The 18,524-nt window shown below is 71.0% G+C and carries 13 protein-coding genes; 4 read left to right on the top strand and 9 right to left on the bottom strand.

All coding sequences use genetic code 11. The features are described 5' to 3' along the window. The first annotated feature begins 384 nt into the window (after positions 1 to 384). On the top strand, positions 385 to 1,086 hold the full coding sequence (locus OV208_RS26695) for a TetR/AcrR family transcriptional regulator (RefSeq protein ID WP_267576725.1): 702 nt from the start codon (positions 385 to 387) through the stop codon (positions 1,084 to 1,086). Positions 1,087 to 1,141: 55 nt separating this feature from the next. Here the strand turns inward: OV208_RS26695 and OV208_RS26690 are convergent, their stop codons facing one another. Then, positions 1,142 to 2,698, bottom strand: a complete 1,557-nt coding sequence (locus OV208_RS26690; protein WP_267576724.1) for an FAD-dependent oxidoreductase — start codon at positions 2,696 to 2,698, stop codon at positions 1,142 to 1,144. Positions 2,699 to 2,794: 96 nt separating this feature from the next. On the opposite strand from OV208_RS26690, the gene OV208_RS26685 reads away from it, so the two are divergent. Continuing rightward, entirely contained in the window at positions 2,795 to 3,529 is a 735-nt protein-coding gene (locus tag OV208_RS26685; protein ID WP_267576723.1) for a TetR/AcrR family transcriptional regulator, read from the top strand. 17 nt (positions 3,530 to 3,546) lie between these two features. After that, positions 3,547 to 4,272 carry a DUF2652 domain-containing protein gene (locus tag OV208_RS26680; RefSeq protein ID WP_267576722.1) on the top strand — a complete coding sequence of 242 codons (726 nt, stop codon included), beginning with the start codon at positions 3,547 to 3,549 and terminating at the stop codon, positions 4,270 to 4,272. A gap of 40 nt (positions 4,273 to 4,312) precedes the next feature. On the opposite strand, the gene OV208_RS26675 is transcribed toward OV208_RS26680, so the two are convergent. The 4 genes from OV208_RS26675 to OV208_RS26660 form a co-directional block, all read right to left on the bottom strand. Continuing rightward, positions 4,313 to 5,758: a tectonin domain-containing protein gene (locus OV208_RS26675; protein ID WP_267576721.1), complete on the bottom strand. Its 1,446-nt coding sequence runs from the start codon at positions 5,756 to 5,758 to the stop codon at positions 4,313 to 4,315. 213 nt (positions 5,759 to 5,971) lie between these two features. Further along, entirely contained in the window at positions 5,972 to 6,931 is a 960-nt protein-coding gene (locus tag OV208_RS26670) for a sigma-70 family RNA polymerase sigma factor (RefSeq protein WP_267576720.1), read from the bottom strand. A gap of 5 nt (positions 6,932 to 6,936) precedes the next feature. Further along, entirely contained in the window at positions 6,937 to 8,247 is a 1,311-nt protein-coding gene (locus OV208_RS26665; protein ID WP_267576719.1) for a phytoene desaturase family protein, read from the bottom strand. Positions 8,248 to 8,667: 420 nt separating this feature from the next. Then, complete coding sequence (locus OV208_RS26660) at positions 8,668 to 10,581, bottom strand: 2,3-oxidosqualene cyclase (RefSeq protein WP_267576718.1); 1,914 nt, start codon at positions 10,579 to 10,581, stop codon at positions 8,668 to 8,670. 455 nt (positions 10,582 to 11,036) lie between these two features. On the opposite strand from OV208_RS26660, the gene OV208_RS26655 reads away from it, so the two are divergent. Further along, the gene (locus OV208_RS26655) at positions 11,037 to 12,446 is read left to right on the top strand and encodes an FAD-dependent oxidoreductase (RefSeq protein ID WP_267576717.1); all 1,410 of its coding nucleotides are present in this window, start codon (positions 11,037 to 11,039) and stop codon (positions 12,444 to 12,446) included. 14 nt (positions 12,447 to 12,460) lie between these two features. Here OV208_RS26655 and OV208_RS26650 read toward each other — a convergent pair whose 3' ends face one another. The 4 genes from OV208_RS26650 to OV208_RS26635 all read right to left on the bottom strand — a co-directional run bounded on the left by OV208_RS26650 (position 12,461) and on the right by OV208_RS26635 (position 18,407). Continuing rightward, positions 12,461 to 13,516, bottom strand: coding sequence for a squalene/phytoene synthase family protein (locus OV208_RS26650; protein ID WP_267576716.1), 1,056 nt, complete (start codon positions 13,514 to 13,516; stop codon positions 12,461 to 12,463). 96 nt (positions 13,517 to 13,612) lie between these two features. Then, positions 13,613 to 14,812: a glycosyltransferase gene (locus OV208_RS26645; RefSeq protein ID WP_267576715.1), complete on the bottom strand. Its 1,200-nt coding sequence runs from the start codon at positions 14,810 to 14,812 to the stop codon at positions 13,613 to 13,615. After that, positions 14,809 to 17,067, bottom strand: a complete 2,259-nt coding sequence (locus OV208_RS26640) for an MMPL family transporter (RefSeq protein WP_267576714.1) — start codon at positions 17,065 to 17,067, stop codon at positions 14,809 to 14,811. The genes OV208_RS26645 and OV208_RS26640 overlap by 4 nt, the downstream gene beginning before the upstream one ends. Further along, on the bottom strand, positions 17,064 to 18,407 hold the full coding sequence (locus OV208_RS26635; RefSeq protein ID WP_267576713.1) for a hydroxymethylglutaryl-CoA reductase, degradative: 1,344 nt from the start codon (positions 18,405 to 18,407) through the stop codon (positions 17,064 to 17,066). Before OV208_RS26635 ends, OV208_RS26640 begins: the two co-directional genes overlap by 4 nt. Between the last annotated feature and the right edge of the window lie 117 nt (positions 18,408 to 18,524).

Here is an 18,524-nt window from a genome sequence, read left to right as displayed (position 1 = left end):
AGGCCGCGACGCCACGGTTCCGGGGCGTCCTTCGCAATTTCTTGTGCATTACGGCGCCTCCAGGCCCACCCGGACCAGACGCGGCAAGAGCCACTGCGTGGGGCGTTGCCGGTGGGGGAAGCGTCTTGCCCGCGCAATCAAAAGCATTCATGGCGCAAGCATGGCGGCCGGTGCGCATCCCCAACACGGGCATCGGCGGCAAGCGGCTTTCCGGAAATGCAACGCGTGGACGGAGTCAGGACGCCCTGCTCGGAGGCGCTGGCCGCGGTGCGGACGCCACTCTTTTCCATGCACCGTAGCGATGGGTACACTGCGGAGATGGTCCGTCCGGTGTCAAAGCAGGGTCGAGGGGGCAAGAAGACCAGGAGGACCCAGAAGCCGCGCGTGTCGGATTCCGTCCTCGTGTGGGAGCGTCCCGAGCCCTCCAGCCGTCCCGGGCCGGGAGCGCTAAGCCGGGCCCGCATCGTCCGTGCCGCGCTGAAGCTGGCGGGCGCGGGAGGGCTCGCGTCGGTGTCCCTGCGCAAGGTCGCGGCCGCGCTCAAGGTGAGGCCCACGCGGCTGCACCGCTACCTGTCCACCCAGGAGGAGCTGCTGAATCTCATGGTGGACGCGGTCTACGGGGAGCTGGTGTCCGAGGGTCCGATTCGCGGCGAGTGGCGCGAGGCGCTCCGGTCCATCGCCCACCGCACCCGGCAGGCCGCCGCGAAGCACCCGTGGCTCATCGACCTGCCGGTGGGCCCCTCCTCCGGAAGTCCCAACGTGCTGGCGCACATCGAAGCATCGCTCGCCGCGCTGAGCGACACCCCGGGCTTCGGGGACGACATCGACGCGGTCCTCAATGCGGTCGGCACCGTCAACGCCTACGTGGTCGGCGCCCTCCAGAGCGAGGCCAACGAGCGCGCCTCGCTCGAAAGCAGGGAGTGGCAGAACACCGTGGGGCCATACCTCCACCGGATGCTCGCCACCGGGCGCTTCCCGACCCTCACCAGGGCGAGCCGGGACGCCTCCGACACCTCCTACGAGGTCGTGTTCGACAAGGGCCTCGACTGCGTGCTCGACGGCATCGCGGCGCGACTCAAGCGCTGAGCGGAAGGGAGGACTTCATCGCCATCAAGGCGGACGCCCTGCGCGCAGGGTTCGGCTACGCCGCGGACGACACCCGCCACAGGGCGTCGGTGAGCACGCGGGCAGCATCCGCCGGCAGGTCGAGCGAGCGCCAGGCCACATAGCCATCCGGGCGGACCAGCGAGGCGCCCTCCTTCCCCAGGCCCAGCGACTCGCGGAACGACTCCAGGTCCGACGGCCGCACGTCGATGCCCAGACGGAGGCACTGGAGGCCGAGGCCCGGCTGCCTTCCGGCCTTCTCCACGGCGGCGCACCACCGCGCGTCCCCGGCGAACAGCACCCAGCCTCGCTGGAGCAGGTCGAGCGTGGAGCGCCGCGCGTCGCCGTCCGACACCCACGCATGCGGCGCGCGCGTTCCGGGTTGGCCCGCCCACTGCTCCGGCCTCGCCGCGGGCGGGAGCGTGTCGCTGGCGTCGAGCACCGCCGTTGACCGGTACAACTGCCCGAACTCCATCGCGTCATCGTCGAGGATCCGCGCGTCCCCAGCGGTCCCACCCGCCTCCGCCTTGTAGTCGTTCCGGGCGAAGATCTGCTGGTGCCGGAGCAACGCGATGGGCCGGCGTTCGGCGTCGTAGGTGTCGAGCAGGGCTGGCGATGACGCACCGGAGAGGACCGACGCCAGCTTCCACGCGAGGTTGTGGACATCCTCGATGCCGGTGTTCGCGCCATAGCCACCCCGGCTGGGCGGAAGGGTGTGCGCGGCATCCCCGGCCAGGAACACCCTGCCGGAAGCGAAGCGGTCCGCGATGAGCGCGCTCAGCTCCCAGCGGCCCGTGGTGATGAGCTCCACCTCCAGGTCGAACCGGCCCACCGCCCTGGACACCAGCGCCCGCAGGGTGGCCTCGTCGCGCTCCTCGTCATCCGAGAAGATCAGCACCCAGCGACCGTCGCCGTAGGTGGTGAGGAACGCGCTGAACCCCGGCTGCTCGATCTGGAACTGCGTCACGCCCGCCTGGAGGTACGCCTCCAACGGAGCCCGGAACAGGACGCTGCGCACCGTGCGCATGTGGCCCCGCCCATCACGGCCAATCCCCAGGGCCTCGCGGACCGGGCTGCGGTGCCCATCCGCGGCGATGAGATAGGCCGCGCGCAGCGTGTACTCCCGTCCGCCGCGCTCGCGCAGCCACGCCGTCACCCCTTCGGCGTCCTGTTCGAACCGGACCAGCTCGGTCTCCAGTCGGATGTCGGCGCCAAGCTCCATAGCCCGCTCCCGGAGGAGGGGCTCCAGGCGGTCCTGGGCCAGCGCCGTCCCCGTGCAAGGCGAGTATTCGATGGCGGGCGCGTGGGGATTCTCCGGCGTCCACGAGGACTCCTCGAACCACGTCCCCGCGAGGCTTTCGACCCGGGCCCGCCGCAGCCGGAAGCCGGGGGGACTCTGGGGGATGCGCGCCCCCAGCCCGACCGCCCGGAAGAGCTCCATCGTCCTCGGCGTGTAGCCAATCGCCCGGGGATGCGGCGAGCTGCCCGCGTGCCGCTCCACCAGCACCGTCGGCACGCCCCGCCACGCCAGGAACATTGAAGCGGACAGGCCCACCAGGCCGCCGCCCACCACCAACACCGGAGTCGAATCCATCTTGGAACCACCCTTTATATACACCGTATCGACAGATACAGTGTATAAATGGTCGGTCCGTTGTCAATGCAGGTTCGATGGGGCAAGACGGCCGGGATGACCCAGAAGCCGCGCGTGTCGGATTCCGCCCTCGTCTGGGAGCGTCCCGAGCCCTCCAGCCGCCCCGCGCCCGGACCGCTGAGCCGGGAGCGCATCGTCGGGGCCGCGCTGGAGCTGGCGGACGCGGAGGGGCTCGCGTCGGTGTCCCTGCGCAAGGTCGCGGCCGCGCTCGATGCGGGGCCCATGCGGCTGTACGGCTACCTGTCCACCAAGGAGGAGCTGCTGGAGCTCATGGTGGACGCGGTGTACGGGGAGATGGTGTCCGAGGGGCCGATTCGCGGCGCGTGGCGCGAGGCGCTCCGGAGCATCGCCCACCGCACCCGGCAGGCCGCCACGAAGCACCCCTGGCTCATCGACCTGCTGGTGGGCCGTCCCCACCTGGGCCCCAACGCGCTGGCGCACCTGGAGGCATCACTCGCCGCGCTGAGCGACACCCCGGGCTTCGGAGAGGACATCGACGCGGTCATGCAGGCTGTCGGCACCGTCAATGCCTACGTGGTCGGCGCCCTCCGGAGCGAGGCCAGCGAGCAGCGCGCCACGCTCGAAAGCGGGATGGACAAGACGCAGTGGCAGAGCGCCACGTGGCCGTACATCCACCGGATGATCGCCACCGGCCGCTTCCCGACCCTCGCCAGGGTGGTCCGGGACGCCACCCACCCCGCCTTCGAGGTCGTTTTCGACAAGGGCCTCGACTGCGTGCTCGACGGCATCGCGGCACGACTCAAGCGCTGAACGGAAGGGAGGATTTCATGGCCATCGAGAAGGCACTGCTGCTCATCGCGGACATCGGCGGGTACACCCGCTTCATGAAGCACCACCGTTTCAGCCTCGCGCACGCGCAGGACACGGTGGCGCAGCTGCTGGAGGCCCTCATCGACGCCTCCGGCCGCTTCAAGCTCGCGAAGCTGGAGGGGGACGCGGCCTTCTTCTATGCCGTGGGCGACGACACCACGGCCATCGCCCAGCAGGTGTCGGACATCCGTCGCGCGTTCCTCGTCCGGCGCGAGCGGCTCATCATCGACCGCATGTGCAAGTGCGACGGCTGCATGCAGGTCAACGCCCTGACGCTCAAGTTCGTGGCGCATGCCGGAGAGGTCGCCTTCCAGCGGGTGAAGCACCTCACCGAGCTCGCGGGCGTGGACGTCATCCTCGTGCACCGGATGCTGAAGAACGACGTGCCCGTGAAGGAGTACGTCCTGATGACGGACACGGTGCACCGGGGGCTCACCCCGGAGCTGCGTCAGCTCGCGCGGGGGCTCGAACACGACTTCGAGGGCATGGGCCTCACGGCGACGCACTACCTGGACTTCAGCGAGGTCACCGCGGCGCTTCCCCAGGCCCTGCGCCCCAGCCTGCCCCGCCGGCTCTGGGCCAAGCTGATGCTGGAGGCGCGCTCGCTGAAGTACCTGCTCGGGTTCAAGAAGCCCTGCGAGGACTTCCGCAACGTGGAGATCGTCGACGTCCAGGCCCCCTGAAGACAGCCTTCAGGGGGCGCGGCCGGCCCTCACGCGTCCACTACTGCCACTTGTAGACCATGCCCTGGGAGTTGAGGCCCCACACGGAGCCGTCGCCCGCGGCGGAGATGTTCCGCAGCGCGCCGGGCACCTGCTTCCAGGCCGTGCCAGTCCACTGGAAGATCTGATCCGTGGCATTGAGCGCCCAGATGTTCTTCGCGCTGCCCACGGACACGAAGGTCATCCCGGCGGGGATGTTCCAGGTCCACTTCGCGCCGTCCCAGCGCAGGACGCGGTTGGAGTCCGGGGGATTGGTGGCCCACAGCTCGCCGTCCGAGCCGACGGAGAGCTGGCTGACGCAGCAGCCCTTCTTCTCCCACGCGGAGCCGGTCCACTGGAACAGCGAGCCGCCGTTGTCCAGGCCCCAGGCCGTGTTCGCGTTGACGGCGGTGACCTGCTTCATGCCGGTGGGGATGTTCCAGGTCCACTTGTTGCCGGTGGCATCCCACTTCAGCACGCGCAGCGAGTCCGGAGGATTGGTGGCCCACAGCGTCCCGTCGGAGGCAGTGGAGATGTTGCTCACCGTGCCGCCCATCCGCTGCCAGCCTCCGCCGATCCACTTCCAGTTGAAGCCCGCCGTATCCAGGCCCCAGATGGCGTTGGCGCTGCCCACGGAGATCTGCTTGAGCGTCGCGCCCAGCGGCGCCGGCTGGAGCACCCACTGCGGCGCCGGAGGAGCGACAGGAGGCAGCAGGTCGCTCCACTTCATGACGATCTTCGCGTCCGACTGGCCCGCGAACGTCACCGTCTTGTCCGTGGCGTTCACCGTGATGGCATACACATACCGGGAGCCCGGCTTCTCCCACTGCGCCACGACCTTGCCCGCCGCGTCGTACGCGACGATGCCCATGGCGACGCGGTTGTCCGTGTAGCTGAAGGCCCAGAACGTGTAGCCCTTCCACTTGATGACCGGGCAGGTGGCGGCCGGGGCACCCGTTCCGGGGCCCTGCGTGCACGTCACCTTCATCCCCGCGGGGATGGCCGGCGTGGGGCTCGGAGGGACGAGGACGACCACGGGCGGGGCCGCCAGTTCGTCCCAGGTCATGGTGATCTTCGCATCCGACTGGCCCGCGAACGTCACCGTCTTCGCGGAGGGGTTGATCAGGATGGCGTACACGTAGCGGGCGCCCGGCTTCTCCCACTGCGCCACGACCTTGCCCGTGGCGTCATACGCGACGATGGCCATGGCGATGCGGTTGTCCGTGTAGCTGAGCGCCCAGTACGTCAGGCCATCCAACTTGAGCACGGGACAGGTGGCGGACGCGGCCCCCGTTCCGGGCCCCTGCGTACAGGTCACCTTCGTGCCCGCGGGGAGCGCGGGAGGCGGGGCGTGCGGAACCTGCGCGATGGCGGGCAGCGACTGCGCTTCCGCCCGGGTTCCGGCCGTGAAGACCATCAATCCAAGACACAGTGCTACGAGGTTCGCGAACTTCGAGGGTCGTCCCATGGAGGCGGGTCTCTTTCAGGTGTCGCCAAAGCGGCGCGAGCCCTTCATGAGCAACAACCACGCCATGCCGGTGCCGCAAGAGCCTCGGGCCACGCAGGTGCGCGTGGCACGTCAGTCTCCAGCCCGCGCTCGCGCTGACACGTCCGCTGACGTGTCAGCGGGATCATTTGGGGCAGCAAGAGTCCGCAGCGCGCCGAGGCCGCCCCCTTGCGCTCAGGCCCCCTCGGGCATGCGCAGGCCCGCGAGCTTCCGGTCCGCCAGCACCGAGTGCAGCTCGCGAATCCGGCCGCTCGCATCCACATCCACCCGAATCACGGTGTTCACGGCGACCAGCGGATCCTTCGCCTTTTCGAACACCGCCACCACCGCGGGCAGGCCGTTGAGCATCCGCACCTCCACCGCCCTCGGCGCGCCGCGCATCTCCAGCAGTCGGCGGAAGAAGACGAGCACGCGCTGGGCTCCGAGCAGCGGGACATGCGCCGCCCGCACCACGCCGCCACCATCCGTCAGCGCTCGGGCATCCGTGGCCAGCAGGGCCTCCGCCGCCGCCACATCCCCTGACAGCAGCGCCCCCAGGAAGCCCTCCAGCGCGGCCCGGGTGCGCTCCTGCAGCTCCCGGGTGGGCACGCAGCGCGACTGGTCATACCCGGCCATCGCCGTCCGCGCGCGGTGGTGCACCACCTTCACGTTCACCTCGCTCATGCCCAGCGCCTCGGCCACCTCGCGCACCGAGTAGTCGAAGACGTCGCGCAGCAGCAGCACCGCCCGCTGCTTCGGCGACAGCGCCTCCAGCGCCAGCAGGAAGGCGAAGGAGACGCTCTCCAGCAATTCGTAGCGCCCTTCCGTCGAGCCTCCGCCGGGGAGCCGCGCCTCCGTCGAGGGCGGCACCTCTTCGTCCCCCGTGTCCACCAGCGACGGCAGCCACGGTCCGACGTAGCCCTCGCGACGGCGGCGCCGCAGGTGGTCCCTCGACAGGTTCACCGCCACCCGCGTGAGCCACGGGCGCAACGTGTCCAGCCGCTCCGGCGGGGTCGAAAGGGCGCGCGCATACACCTCCTGCACCAGGTCGTCCGCGTCCGCCGCCACGCCCGTCATCCGGTAGCAGAGCCCCCAGAGGAAGCGCTCGTGCTCGCGGGCTGCCTCCGCCAGTGCCGTTCGCGCCCTCGCGTCCATGTGGCTTAAGCCCCCACCGCGCGGCGCCGGGGCACCGCCGAGCCCTTCAGCAGGGCGTGCTCCACGGCCTCGGCGCTCGCCAGGGACGCGTCCGCGAGCATCCCTTCCGCGCCCACCCAGTCCCCCACCCGGAACAGCCCGCCCACGTGGGGCACCGCCACGGAGGGACGCCCCGACAGGCCACCGTTCGCCGCGCGGGGCAGCCCTTCGCTGACGGTAAGCGAGGGACGGAAGCGCCGCGCCACCACCCGCGCGCGCCAACCGGGCTGGAGCGCGTCCATCACCGACTCCAGCTCCGCCTCGCTCGGCGCCGTGTCCGAACCGCCCAGGTACTTCGCCACGTGCACCATCGCACCGCCCTCTGGGGCCAGCCTCGCGGAGGCCGAATGCACCGACGCGTACCATGGCCCATCCACGCCCAGCGCGAACAGCGCACCCGGCCTCGGCAGCCCCGACAGTCCCAACTCCAGCGTCGCGGCCTTCACCGGCATCGCGTCTTGCGCATCCCGCGCCAGCAGCGCGTCCCCGGGCACCAGCGCCGCCACCTCCGCCGGGCCCCCCGCCACCACCACCGCGTCCGCGGAATGCACCGTGCTGTCCGCGAGCCGCACCCCTTCGACCCGCGCGCCAGCGCCTTCCCCCTTCAGGACGACGGCCTCCACCCGCGTGGACAGTTCCACCCGGGCTCCGGCCTCGCGCGCCTGGAGCTCCACCGCGTCCACCAGGGTGCTCCATCCTCCGTCCACGTACAGCACGTTGGCGGCGGTCGCGCATTGGACCTGCGCCACCGCAGCCTGCGCGCTGAGCGCGGAATGGTCCGCGCAGTACGTGGCCACCCGCACCAGCGCCGCGACGAGGGCACGGCTGTCCTCCCGGGCCAGGCGGGTGTCCAGCCACTCCCGCGTCGACAGGTGGCCCAGCGCGTCCGTGTCGATGCGCGCCAGCCCCGCGAGCAACTTCGCCACCTCCAGCTTCGCGGCGAGCGACAACACGTCCGTCGTCATGAGCGTCACGGGCCCCTGAGGCAGCGTGTGCAGCCGGCCCGCGTGCAGCGCATAGCGGCCTGTCTGCCCCGGGACGCCACCCTGGGGCTTCACCCCCAGGCGTCCCAACACCCGGAGGCCCGCCCCCGCCCGGTACAGCGCATGCGGCCCCAGGTTGAAGCGGAAGCCCTCCACCTGCGACGTCTGGGCCCGTCCGCCCAGGTGCTTCGAGCGCTCGAAGAGCGTCACCTCGCAGCCACCGCGCGCCAGCAACGCCGCGGCGGTCAGCCCGCCCAGCCCGCCGCCAATCACCGCCACCTTCATCGCCTGCATGCCCGTCCTCCGTCCGCGCACCCGGGAAAATCCCAGGGCTTCACGGGCACCACGACGGAGGACGGCGAAAGGTTACAGGCCCGGGTTCAGCGTGATTCGGAGGGATGCGTGGTCGTGGCCCACTGCTTGCCGTCGAGCAGGTAGACCCACGTGGCGTTGCCCTCGCCCCAATCGACCAGCCCCTGGCGCTCGGTCGCGGGCTCGCCATGGGGGCCGGGCGTGGACCGCGCGGAAGGCCCGCGAGCGACGCATCGGAGAGGACGTCATGTGGCGGGGCGTCGGCCTGTTGGCCTCCAGCTCCGAGAACTCCCCTCCTTCGAGTCCGGTCACATCTGGGATGTCCGAACGGTGAACGAGGCCTTCAAGCTGTACGTCAGCCGAACGAATCCGAAGAAGCCGGGCCTCCTGCTTCCGGATATTTCAAGCAGCAGAACCCCTCTCCGTGAGGGCCAACGCCCACGGCGGGAAGATGCGCAGGTAGGTGTCGTAGTGGATGGCGCAGGTGCGGCTGAACACGCCCGCCAGCGGCTCGGGTGGCCAGCTTCCATCCGCGCCCTGCCGTGCGCGCAGCCACGCCACGCCCCGACGTGTCGCCTCCGAATCTCCCTCCCCCGTGGCCACCAGCGACATCAAGGCCCATGACGTCGTCACCGCATGCCCCGTGGGCCCGTCCACCCAGCGACGCTCGCGGCAGCTCTGGATGGTCTCACTCCAGGAGCCGTCCTCGCGCTGATGGGCCTTCAGGAACGCGGCGGCCCGGCGCAGCACGGCGGCCCCGGGCTTCATGCCGCCTGCCACCAACCCCGTCACCGCGAACCACGTGCCATAGCTGAAGCACACGCCCCACGAGCCTTCCCAACCTCCGTCCGGACGCTGCGCGCGGCGCAGGAAGTCCACACCTCGCGCGATGGCCCGTCCCACGGGAGCACCCGGTTGCGCCCTCCGCCATGCCACCAGCGCCTGCACGCACGCGGACGTGCACTCCACATAACTGGCGTCCACCATGATGCCGGCGAACACATCCGAGGGATTGAACCGCTCCAGCCAGCGCGGCCCCCGCTGCTGCTCGTAGGTGGACCATCCACCGTCACGGTTTTGAAGCGAGAGGATGAACTCCACCGCCTGCGCCAACCGCTCGCGGGGCACGCGATTGAGCCCGAGCGGCTCCAACACCAGACACGCCTTCAGCCCCTCCGCGGTGCAGTCACTGATGGGCCAACCGTGGGCACGCGTGCTGAAGGGCCAGCCACCCCGACCCGGATGCCGGTAGTGGCGCGCGGCATGGGGCGAGTCCTCCAGCACCTGCTCCGCTTCCAGGAAACGACCCGCGCGCTCAAGTGTGTCCCGCGCCCCGGCGACCTGTCCCGAGCCCACCATCGCCTGCACCGCGAACGCGGTGTCCCAGAGCTGCGAGGAATTGTAGCCGTTGATCTTCGTGCCGTCCGGAGAGTGCTGGAGGTAGTCCGGCAGGCGCTCCCGGTGGGCCCGAACCTCCGGACCGTCCGGTCGGGCCAGGTGCCACACCACGGCGTTGAGCACCTTGTTGATGGGCCCGATGCAGATGAAGTGCGTCGCCTCGTCTTCCCCTCGAATCAACGCCAGACACTCCTCCAGCGCCCGGGCGCGCAGCCACTTCGAGTGGACCCGCTCATAGAGCCCGAGCACGCGGTTCACGGCGCGAAGCCACACACTCCGGGGGGTGTAGGCATCGGACGAGGCCACCCGGTTGCGCGCCTCCCTCCAATCCACGGAGGCGTAGGGCTGGGGATACAGCTCGCGCCGCAACTCCGCCAGCAGGGGCGTCTCCACCGCGCGGGCCCGGCGGCCGTAGAGCCAGCCCATGGGCAGGTACACCATGCGGCAGTGGCACCACAGCCGCGACGGATGGAACGGCAGCGCTCGTGGCAACAGCCACGGTTCGGGAGGAACGGGGGTGAGCCCGTCGTAGTCGTAGAGCCCCAGGAGCGCGAGGATGAACTTCCCCCAGGAACCACTGCCCAGCGGACCACCCCGGGGGAGGAACCACGCCCGCGCGCGCACGAGGTCCGGGTCGGTGGCATCAACACCCATCAGCCGCTGGGCCACGTAGTTGAGCACCGTCGTGAAGACGAGGCTGGGTGACTCCACGTCCAGCCCCCATCCCCCATCCGCGTTCTGGTGGGCACGCAGGTGGGCGACCATGCCGTCCCGCGTGCGCGCCTCCGGGGCCCGCCCCATCACATAAAGCCCCGCCACGTACACCGGCGTCAGGAAGAGCGGGCCGCCGTAGTCGCCCTTCCAGGAGCCATCCGCCTCCTGGGTGCGGGCCAGCACTTCGTGGGCTCGCTGGCTCATGTCCCCGCCTCCCCCCACCAATGCGCTTGAACGAGCAGCATCAGCGTCCGCACCGTCCCACGACCGGATGTCATGGGCTCGGAATCCAACAAGGCAAGGGCATGGAGGGGCTGGAGGCACAACCGGCTCCGCCGGGCTTCTCCGGCTTGCGATGCCGCGCGCAGGTCAGACACCCAATCGACAGCCCTTCTGACTTCGCTAAGTCCGTGAATGCTCTTCATTCCGCCACTCATCGTGGGCACGCACGGCGCGATCTGCGGCGGGCTCCGGGAAGGGAGCAAGGCCAGCGTCCGCCACACCGCCGGCCTCCCGTCACCCGCGTCGCGATGGCTTCGTCGCACCGCGTGCTGCCTGCCTGGGACCGTCAGGCCTGTCTGCCCTGCGTGCGGCATGACGAATCAATGGCTAACTCGTCAAAGACAGACCGGGTGTCACATGAACGAGTGAGGGGCCACGTGGCGGACGTCGATGTGGTGATTGCCGGAGGCGGGCCCGCGGGTTGCGCGGTAGCGGCGGCGCTCGCCGACCTGGGGCTGTCCGTCCTGCTGGTGGATGCCGGCGTGGACCGCCACAAGCAACTCGCGGGGGAGCTGCTCCACCCTCCGGGCGTGCGGGACCTGCGCGCGCTGGGCTTCGGCGATGTCGTCGCGGCCTGGCCGGCCCAGCCCGTGCGTGGCTTCGCGGTGCGCTTCCAGGCCCCCACCCATACGCTCATCCTGCCCTATGGAAGCGGCATCACCGGGCTGTCGCTCGAACATGCCGCCCTGACCGTCCCCCTCCAGGAGTCGGTGGCCCGGCGGCCCGGCGTCACCCTGCTCCCCCGGGCCCGCGTGACGGCCGTGGACCGCAACGACGCGCGCGGCGTCCGCCTGCGCTTCTCCTCCCAGGGCGCCGAGCATGCGATTGACGCCCGCCTCCTCGTGGCCGCGGACGGACGCGCCTCTCCCGTGCGGCGGATGCTGGGCATCGCCGAACACCACCAACGCCTCTCCACCATGCTGGGCGTCACCGTGGACAGCGCCTGCCTGCCCCACCCCGAGCATGGGCACCAGTTCGTGGGAGGGCCCGTGCACGCGCTGGCCTATGCCATCCAACCAGGGGTGGCGCGCGTGATGGTCGACCTGCCCCTGGGCAGCAGCGCCTCCATGTTGAAGGCCCGGCCGGAGCTGCTGCTCGCCCTGCCGTCCGACTTGAAGGCCGAGGTCCAACGCGCGCTGGAACAGCAGCCCGCGCCACGCATGGCGTCCAACGACGACTGGCTGGCGGAGACCGTCTGGGCGGGAAGCGCCGTGCTCGTGGGGGACGCCGCCGCGTGCTGCCATCCGCTCACCGCCAGCGGCATGGCGTCCTGCTTCCACGATGCCCGCGCCCTCCAGGAGGCCTTGCACCGCCACCCGGGCCACATCGCCCGCGCGCTCGAACGCTACGCGAATGAGCGACGGCCAGCCCAGCGCACCCGCGTCGCGCTCGCCTCCGCGCTCTACAGCGCCTTCGCCGGGCAGGACGACGGCATGTGGGCCCTGCGCATGGGCCTGAGACGCTATTGGGAACGCAGCCCTCGCGGAGCCCGCGCCTCCATGGCCCTGCTCTCCTCCGAGGAGCCGCGCATGCGGGTGATGGCCCGCGAGTACCTGCGCGTCGTCGGCCATGCCTTCATCGCGATGCTCTCACTTCATGGCCAGGGAGCACGCCTGCGGTCCGCCGCCCCGCTGCTGCGCTCCGCCGGACCGCCCCTGCGGGACGCCGTGGCGAGCGCGGTGGAACAGGTGGGCAGTTGGCTGCACCGCCGCATCCGCCGTCCCGTCTACCGGCTGGCTCGCGCTGGCTGGGCGTCACCCCGGCGCGCCTTCGCCTCCAACCGGTAGCCGTGACCGCCGTCTCACCACACCGCCTCAGCCCCCTGGGGCGCCGCCGAACAATCAGCGTAGAGCTGCCGCAGCGCCTCGTCCGACGCCACCCGCTCCTGCGTGAGCAGCATCAACATCCGCACCGACTCCCGACGCATCTTCACCGGCTCCGGGTCGAACACCGCGGGGTTGCCCTCCACCGCGTTGAGCGTCAGCACCGCGAAGAAGAGGGGGTACAGACAGAACAGCCGCAGTCCGGGCTCCTCTGCTGGAAGCGTCAGCGAGTATTCAAACGCGACCTCCAGCTCCCGGCGGGCCACCGCCACCAACTCGTGCATCATCTCCACCGCCTGCATGCGGTGAGCGGGCAGCGCGAGCGTGGCGGGCTCCAGCCCGTGCGCCGCCATCCGGTCCCTTGGCAGCCAGCAGATCCCCCGGTCCAGGTCCTCGCGGACGTCCTTCAGGATGTTGGTGAGCTGCAAGGCCCTGCCAAAAGCAAGGGCTCGCTGCGTGAGCGGGGCCCGCCGCGCCGCGACCGCGGGTGAAGAGTCGATGAAGAGCCCCGTCAGCATTTCGCCCACCACGCCAGCGACGTAATAGCAGTACAGGAACGTCGCCTGGAGATCGGGCAACCCCTCGACCCTTCCTTCCTTCGCATAGGCCTGCTGGATGTGTTTCATCCCGCCGGTCATGGTGCGAACGCACCGTGCGATGTGCGGATGGACCCAGGAAGGGAGCGACGCCAGGGTCTCCAGCACCGTGGGCGTCCCCGCGAGCAGCTCGGCCTCCGCCACGGGGGTTTCGGCCCGCAGGGTGGGTTTCGCCCGACGCACGAAGGACCGGGCACGCGAGTCCCAGTCCTTCCCCAACTCCGCCAGGTCCGCCAGCTCGTCGAGCAATCCCCCCTGGAGCGCTCCAGGGGCTTCATCCTCCAACGTGTCCGCGATGCGGCACAGCAGGTACGCCACCGTCACGGTCAGGTCCAGGGGTTCGGGTAGCAGAGGGATGTTCAACGCGAACGTCCGGGACACCCGGGGCAACTGCGTGCGACAGAACAACGCTCCTGACGACTCTCCTGTAGCAACCATGCCTACCTCCTCCGCGGCGTCCTGCCCCCATGGCTCACTCTTCAATGGCAGACACACGTGATGCAGTGGGTTGCATCGTCGCGTCCGCCGCCCCGTCTACACGTGGGCCCGGGCCGGCGGTGCTCCACCCAGGCGCGCCTTCGCATCCAACCGGTAGCCCCGGCCGCGCCACTCCACCTCGCGCGACAGGCGCGCGGACAACGCCACCCCCGCGCCCAAGAGCGGCAGCACCGCCGGCACCCAGTAGTGCCGGGGCGCGACGCGTGGCCCATGATGGGCCCGCTGGAGTCCCAGTTGGCTCCACACGGAGAAGCCAATCGGCAGCGCCGCCACGGCCGCGCGCCCCCAGGCCCTTCGCGCCACCGCCCCTGCCAGGGCCCCCCAGGCAATCCCGCTCACCACGCCTCGCACCCAGTTGGGCCGCCCGAAGTCCCAGGGCAGGCCCGTTTCGGAGAAGAGGAGCCACCGCCGGAAGATGCGCAGGAACGCGCGCAGCTCCAGTTGTCCGGTGACGATGCGCAGGGGCGCGTGGATGACGCGGTTCTTCCACCCGGCCTCGTGCAGCCGGCGCCCCAGGTACATGTCATCCACGAGCTGACCAGCGGCGCAGCCCACGCCGCCAATGGCCGCGAGCGCCTCGCGGCGGAAGACCATCAACTGCCCCATGATGAAGGGCAGCGCGCCGTCCGCTTGCGACGTGCGCGCCACCGACGCGCCGTACCACGCATTCACCAACAGCCCGTAGCCCACGTCGCCCGCCAGGGGCGCGTCCGCCGCCGCGTAGACGGGCGCGAACGTGGAGCCCGTCAGCGCGTCCTCCAGCAGCGCCCCCACCAGCGCCGTGAGCACCCCGGGAGAAGGCCGCGTGTCCGAATCGCTGAAGGCCACCAGCGCGCACCGCGAGCGGTCCACCCCCAGTTGCATGGCATTGAGCTTGCCCGTCAGTCCTTCGGGAGGCTCGCCCGCCACCAGCAGCTCCACCCGCTTCGCTCGCGTCGGATGCCGGCGGACCTCTTCCCGGGTGGGAGCGAACGCCGGGTCGTCCTCGCTGTCGAAGACGAACAGCACCTCCCACTCGCCGGGATAGTCCAGGTCGAGCAGCGCGCGCACGTTCTGCCGCGCTTCGACGTCCAGCCCTCGGATGGGGCGGATGATCGTCACCGAGGGCGGCTCGAACGGCTTCGCGGCCGGTGCCGGACGCCGTCGCAGGCCCGCCATCAGCCCCAGGTGCCCATGAAGCAGCAGGCCCAACCCCGCCGCCCCCGCCGCCACCCACCCGCCATCGCGCTTGTTCATGGCACCACCTCCCGCTCCTTCACCCGCGCACGCGAGCGCAACGAGTGGCCAGGGCCCCACCAGTTCAGGTCCCCCATCAGGCGCATCATCGCGGGGACGATGAGCACCCGGACCAGCGTGGCATCCAGCGCCACCGCGATGGCCATGCCCAACCCCATCGCCTTCACCACCACCACCGACGCCAGCGAGAAGGCCGCGAACACCGCCACCATGATGGCCGCCGCGCTGGTGATGAGCCCGCCCGTCTGCTCCAGCCCTTCGGCCACCGCGTGGGTGTTGTCCCCGGTGCGCAGCCACTCCTCGCGGATGCGGCTGAGCAGCAGCACCTCGTAGTCCATGGACAGGCCGAACAGGGTGCAGAACAACAGGATGGGCAGCGACGGTTCGATGGGGCCGGGCTCGAAGCGCAGGAGCCAGTGCAGGTGCCCCTCCTGGAAGATCCACACCAGCGCCCCGAACGAGCCCGTCAGCGACAGCAGGTTCATCAGGAGCGCCTTCAGCGGCAGCACCACGGAGCGCAGGAGCACGAAGAGGACCGCGCACGTCATCCCCATCACGAACCCCACCGCCGCGGGCGTGTGGTGCTTCACGAAGGCCGCCGCATCCACGTCCGTGGCCGTCTGTCCCCCCACCACCCACCGCCCATCCCCCACCGCGCGGTCCACGCGCAGCTCCCGGACCAGGTCGCGCGCCTCGCGGCTGCTGGGCGCCTGGGAGGTCAGCACCTGCAACACCGCCACGTTGCCGGTGAGGTACGCGGCGCGCGCGGCCATAAGCTCCGGCGGCAGGGCCTGCGGGGGCGCAGCCGCCATCTGCTGGACGGTGGCCCGGTCCATCCCGGGGGCCAGGTCCACCGCGCTCTCCACGCCCACCACGCCCGGCAGGGACGCAATCCTCCGGCTGGCATCGAAGAGGGCCCCCGCGCGCTCCGGCGTGAGGGGATTGCCCGAGGGAAACTCCACCGCCACCAGCACCCGCGTGGCGGCCTCGCGCGGAAACAGCCGGGCCAGCGTCTCCGCGCCCTGGCGGGCCTCGGTGTGCGCGGGCAGCGCCGTGATGTCCGTGGCCGCCAGCTCCAGCCGCCGGAAGGGCAGCCCCATGGCGAGCAGGAGCGCGAGCGTGGGCACCAGCACCCACCACGGATGCCGCATCACCCAGGTGGCCAATGCGTGCCAGGCACCGCCGCGCCGGTTCGTATGCGCGAAGGGCAGCCTGCCCCGGTCCACGCGGGGCCCCAGCCAGGAGAGCAGCGCGGGCAACACGGTGAGCGCGAAGAGCACCGCGAAGGCCACCACCAGCGCGCCCCCCAGCCCCATGGCGCTCAGGTACGAGCCGCGAAAGAAGAGCAGGCCCGCCAGCCCCACCGTGACGGCGAGCCCGGAGAACGCCACCGCACGCCCTGTGGTGTCCAGCGTGCGCGCCAGCGCGTCCTCCGTCGTCAGCCCCTCCGCCAGTTCAGAGCGGAAGCGACTCACGATGAAGAGCGAGTAGTCGATGGCCACCCCCAACCCGATGAGCGACACCACGTTGAGCGTGTACTGGGCCATGTTGGTGACGCGCGACAACAGCAGCACTCCCGCCACGCCGCAGAGCACCGCCAGCCCGCCCACCACCAGCGGCAGCATGGCCGCCACCGCCGTGCGGAACACCCACAGCAACACCAGCAGCGCCAGCGGGAACGAGAGCAGCTCCGCGCGCAGCAGGTCGTGCGCCAGCAGCTCGTTCAGCGCGTGCAGGAAGGCCACCTTGCCGGTGAGCGTCGTTTGCAGGCGCGGATCCTCCAGCGCCGCGCGCACGGCGGGGAACGCGGCGGTCGCCTCGCGCTCGCCGCCCTTGAGCCGCACCAGCGCGAGCAGGTCGTGGCCCGTCTTCGCCACGAAGCGGGCCCGGAAGGCCTCCGGCGCTCCCACGGGCGACACCACCGCTTCGACCTCCGGCAGCCGCTGCACGCGCTCCAGCACCGACGCCACCGCCTGCGTGAAGCGCGGGTCGTCGGTCGTCCAGTCGTCGCGGTGGAAGATGACCGCCAGGGTCTGGTCGTTCGACCCCGCGGCGGCGCCCCGGGCCAGCGCTTCGGCACGCGAGGCCTCGATGCCGTCGATGGTCCCGGTGGTGAGGTGCCCGCCCTGGAGCAACACCCAGACCGCCAGGGCCAGGAGCACGGCGCCTCCTCCCAGGACCCCTCTCCAGTGCCGGTACACGCTGCGCGCGAGCCGGGCGAAGACCGACGGCGCGTCGCTCGTCGGGGAGCTCATGGAGCGGGGGCTTCCTGGCAGGACGCGAGGATCTCCCGCGCGGTCTCCACCTTGACGCTGCCGCGCTCCACCAGCAGCCGCGCCACCTTCTCCACGTCCAGGCCCCGGGCGCCCGCGGTCACCGCGACACACCGCGCGTGCAGCGCCATGTGCCCCTTCTGGATGCCCACCGAACCCAGCGCCCGCACGGCCGCGAAGTTCTGCGCCAGCCCCACCGACGCGAACACCATGGCCAGTTCGCGCACCGTGGTGACGCGCAGGAGCTTCAATCCCAGCTGCGCGCCGGGATGCACCTTGATGGGCCCGCCCACCATGCCCAACGCCAGCGGCAACTCGATGCGCCCCACCAGGAAGCCGTGCTCCAGCGTCCAGCGGGACAGGGGACCATAGCGGCCCGTGCGGCACGCGTAGGCATGCGCGCCCGCCTCGATGGCCCGCCAGTCCTGGCCGGTGGCGATGGCCACCGCGTCAATCCCATTCATCACGCCCTTGTTGTGCGTGGCCGCGCGGTAGGGGTCGGCTTCCGCGAAGCGGCTCGCCTGGAGGATGCCCTCGGCGATGGCCTCCCCCGGCAGGTCGAAGTCCGCCAGCGCCCCCACGGGAATGCGGCACGACGCGCGCGCCAGCCGCTGGTCCGCGAGGTTGGACAGGATGCGCACGTAGACGCGGCCCCCGGTGAGCTGCTCGATGAGCGGCGCCACCCCCTCCGCCATGGTGTTGAGCAGGTTGGCGCCCATGGCCTCCTGCGTGTCCACCAGCAGGTGCACGATGAAGAGCGGTTCGCCCTGCGGGCCCTCCGGCGCGGGCAGGATGCGCACCTGCACCTCCCGCGCGCCGCCCCCCCGCCGCTGGAGCGCCGGATGGAAGCTGTTCGCCAGGGCGAGCAGTTGCTCCCGGTGCGCCAGCAGGCACTCCCGGGCAAGCTCCGGCGAGCCGTAGCCCGTGAGCTGCACCTGGGCGATCATCATCGACGCGTCCGCGTCCGCGGTGAAGCCGCCCGCGTGGCGCACCACCTTCGCCGCGTACGACACCGCGGCCACCACCGACGGCTCCTCCACCGCCATGGGCACCAGGTGGTCGCGCCCGTTGACGGTGAAGTTCAAGCCCAGCCCCAGCGGAAGGGCGAACACCCCCACCGCGTTCTCGATCATCTGGTTGACGATGTCGAAGGACGGCGAGCCGAGTGCCCTGAGCACGTGCAGCTCCTCCGGTGAGACATCCCCGCGCCGCGCCAGCTCCCGCCACCGAGCGTCCACGCCGAGGCGATGGAACCCCGGCAGGCGTGAGGACGGAATGTCCGGCGGGACCTCCGGCAATCCATCATCCACCCCGTCCGCCATGCTCCGCCCCCCATCCCGTGGTCCCGTGATGCATCAGGGAACTGGTGACGAAGAGGGACATCGGGCAGGGGGCTCATCCCTGGGGGCGGTGTGGGATGGGACCGCGGGGCCCCGTGC

It is taken from the genome of Corallococcus sp. bb12-1 (assembly GCF_026626765.1).
GTDB classification, from domain to species: domain Bacteria; phylum Myxococcota; class Myxococcia; order Myxococcales; family Myxococcaceae; genus Corallococcus; species Corallococcus terminator.
This window is presented reverse-complemented; position numbering and strand designations above follow the sequence as displayed.

Coding starts and splice junctions, on each gene's coding strand:
- OV208_RS26690 (WP_267576724.1), bottom strand. CDS start 2,698: ATGGATTCGACTCCGGTGTTGGTGGTGGGCGGCGGCCTGGTGGGCCTG.
- OV208_RS26685 (WP_267576723.1), top strand. CDS start 2,795: ATGACCCAGAAGCCGCGCGTGTCGGATTCCGCCCTCGTCTGGGAGCGT.
- OV208_RS26680 (WP_267576722.1), top strand. CDS start 3,547: ATGGCCATCGAGAAGGCACTGCTGCTCATCGCGGACATCGGCGGGTAC.
- OV208_RS26675 (WP_267576721.1), bottom strand. CDS start 5,758: ATGGGACGACCCTCGAAGTTCGCGAACCTCGTAGCACTGTGTCTTGGA.
- OV208_RS26670 (WP_267576720.1), bottom strand. CDS start 6,931: ATGGACGCGAGGGCGCGAACGGCACTGGCGGAGGCAGCCCGCGAGCAC.
- OV208_RS26665 (WP_267576719.1), bottom strand. CDS start 8,247: ATGCAGGCGATGAAGGTGGCGGTGATTGGCGGCGGGCTGGGCGGGCTG.
- OV208_RS26660 (WP_267576718.1), bottom strand. CDS start 10,581: ATGAGCCAGCGAGCCCACGAAGTGCTGGCCCGCACCCAGGAGGCGGAT.
- OV208_RS26650 (WP_267576716.1), bottom strand. CDS start 13,516: ATGGTTGCTACAGGAGAGTCGTCAGGAGCGTTGTTCTGTCGCACGCAG.
- OV208_RS26645 (WP_267576715.1), bottom strand. CDS start 14,812: ATGAACAAGCGCGATGGCGGGTGGGTGGCGGCGGGGGCGGCGGGGTTG.
- OV208_RS26640 (WP_267576714.1), bottom strand. CDS start 17,067: ATGAGCTCCCCGACGAGCGACGCGCCGTCGGTCTTCGCCCGGCTCGCG.
- OV208_RS26635 (WP_267576713.1), bottom strand. CDS start 18,407: ATGGCGGACGGGGTGGATGATGGATTGCCGGAGGTCCCGCCGGACATT.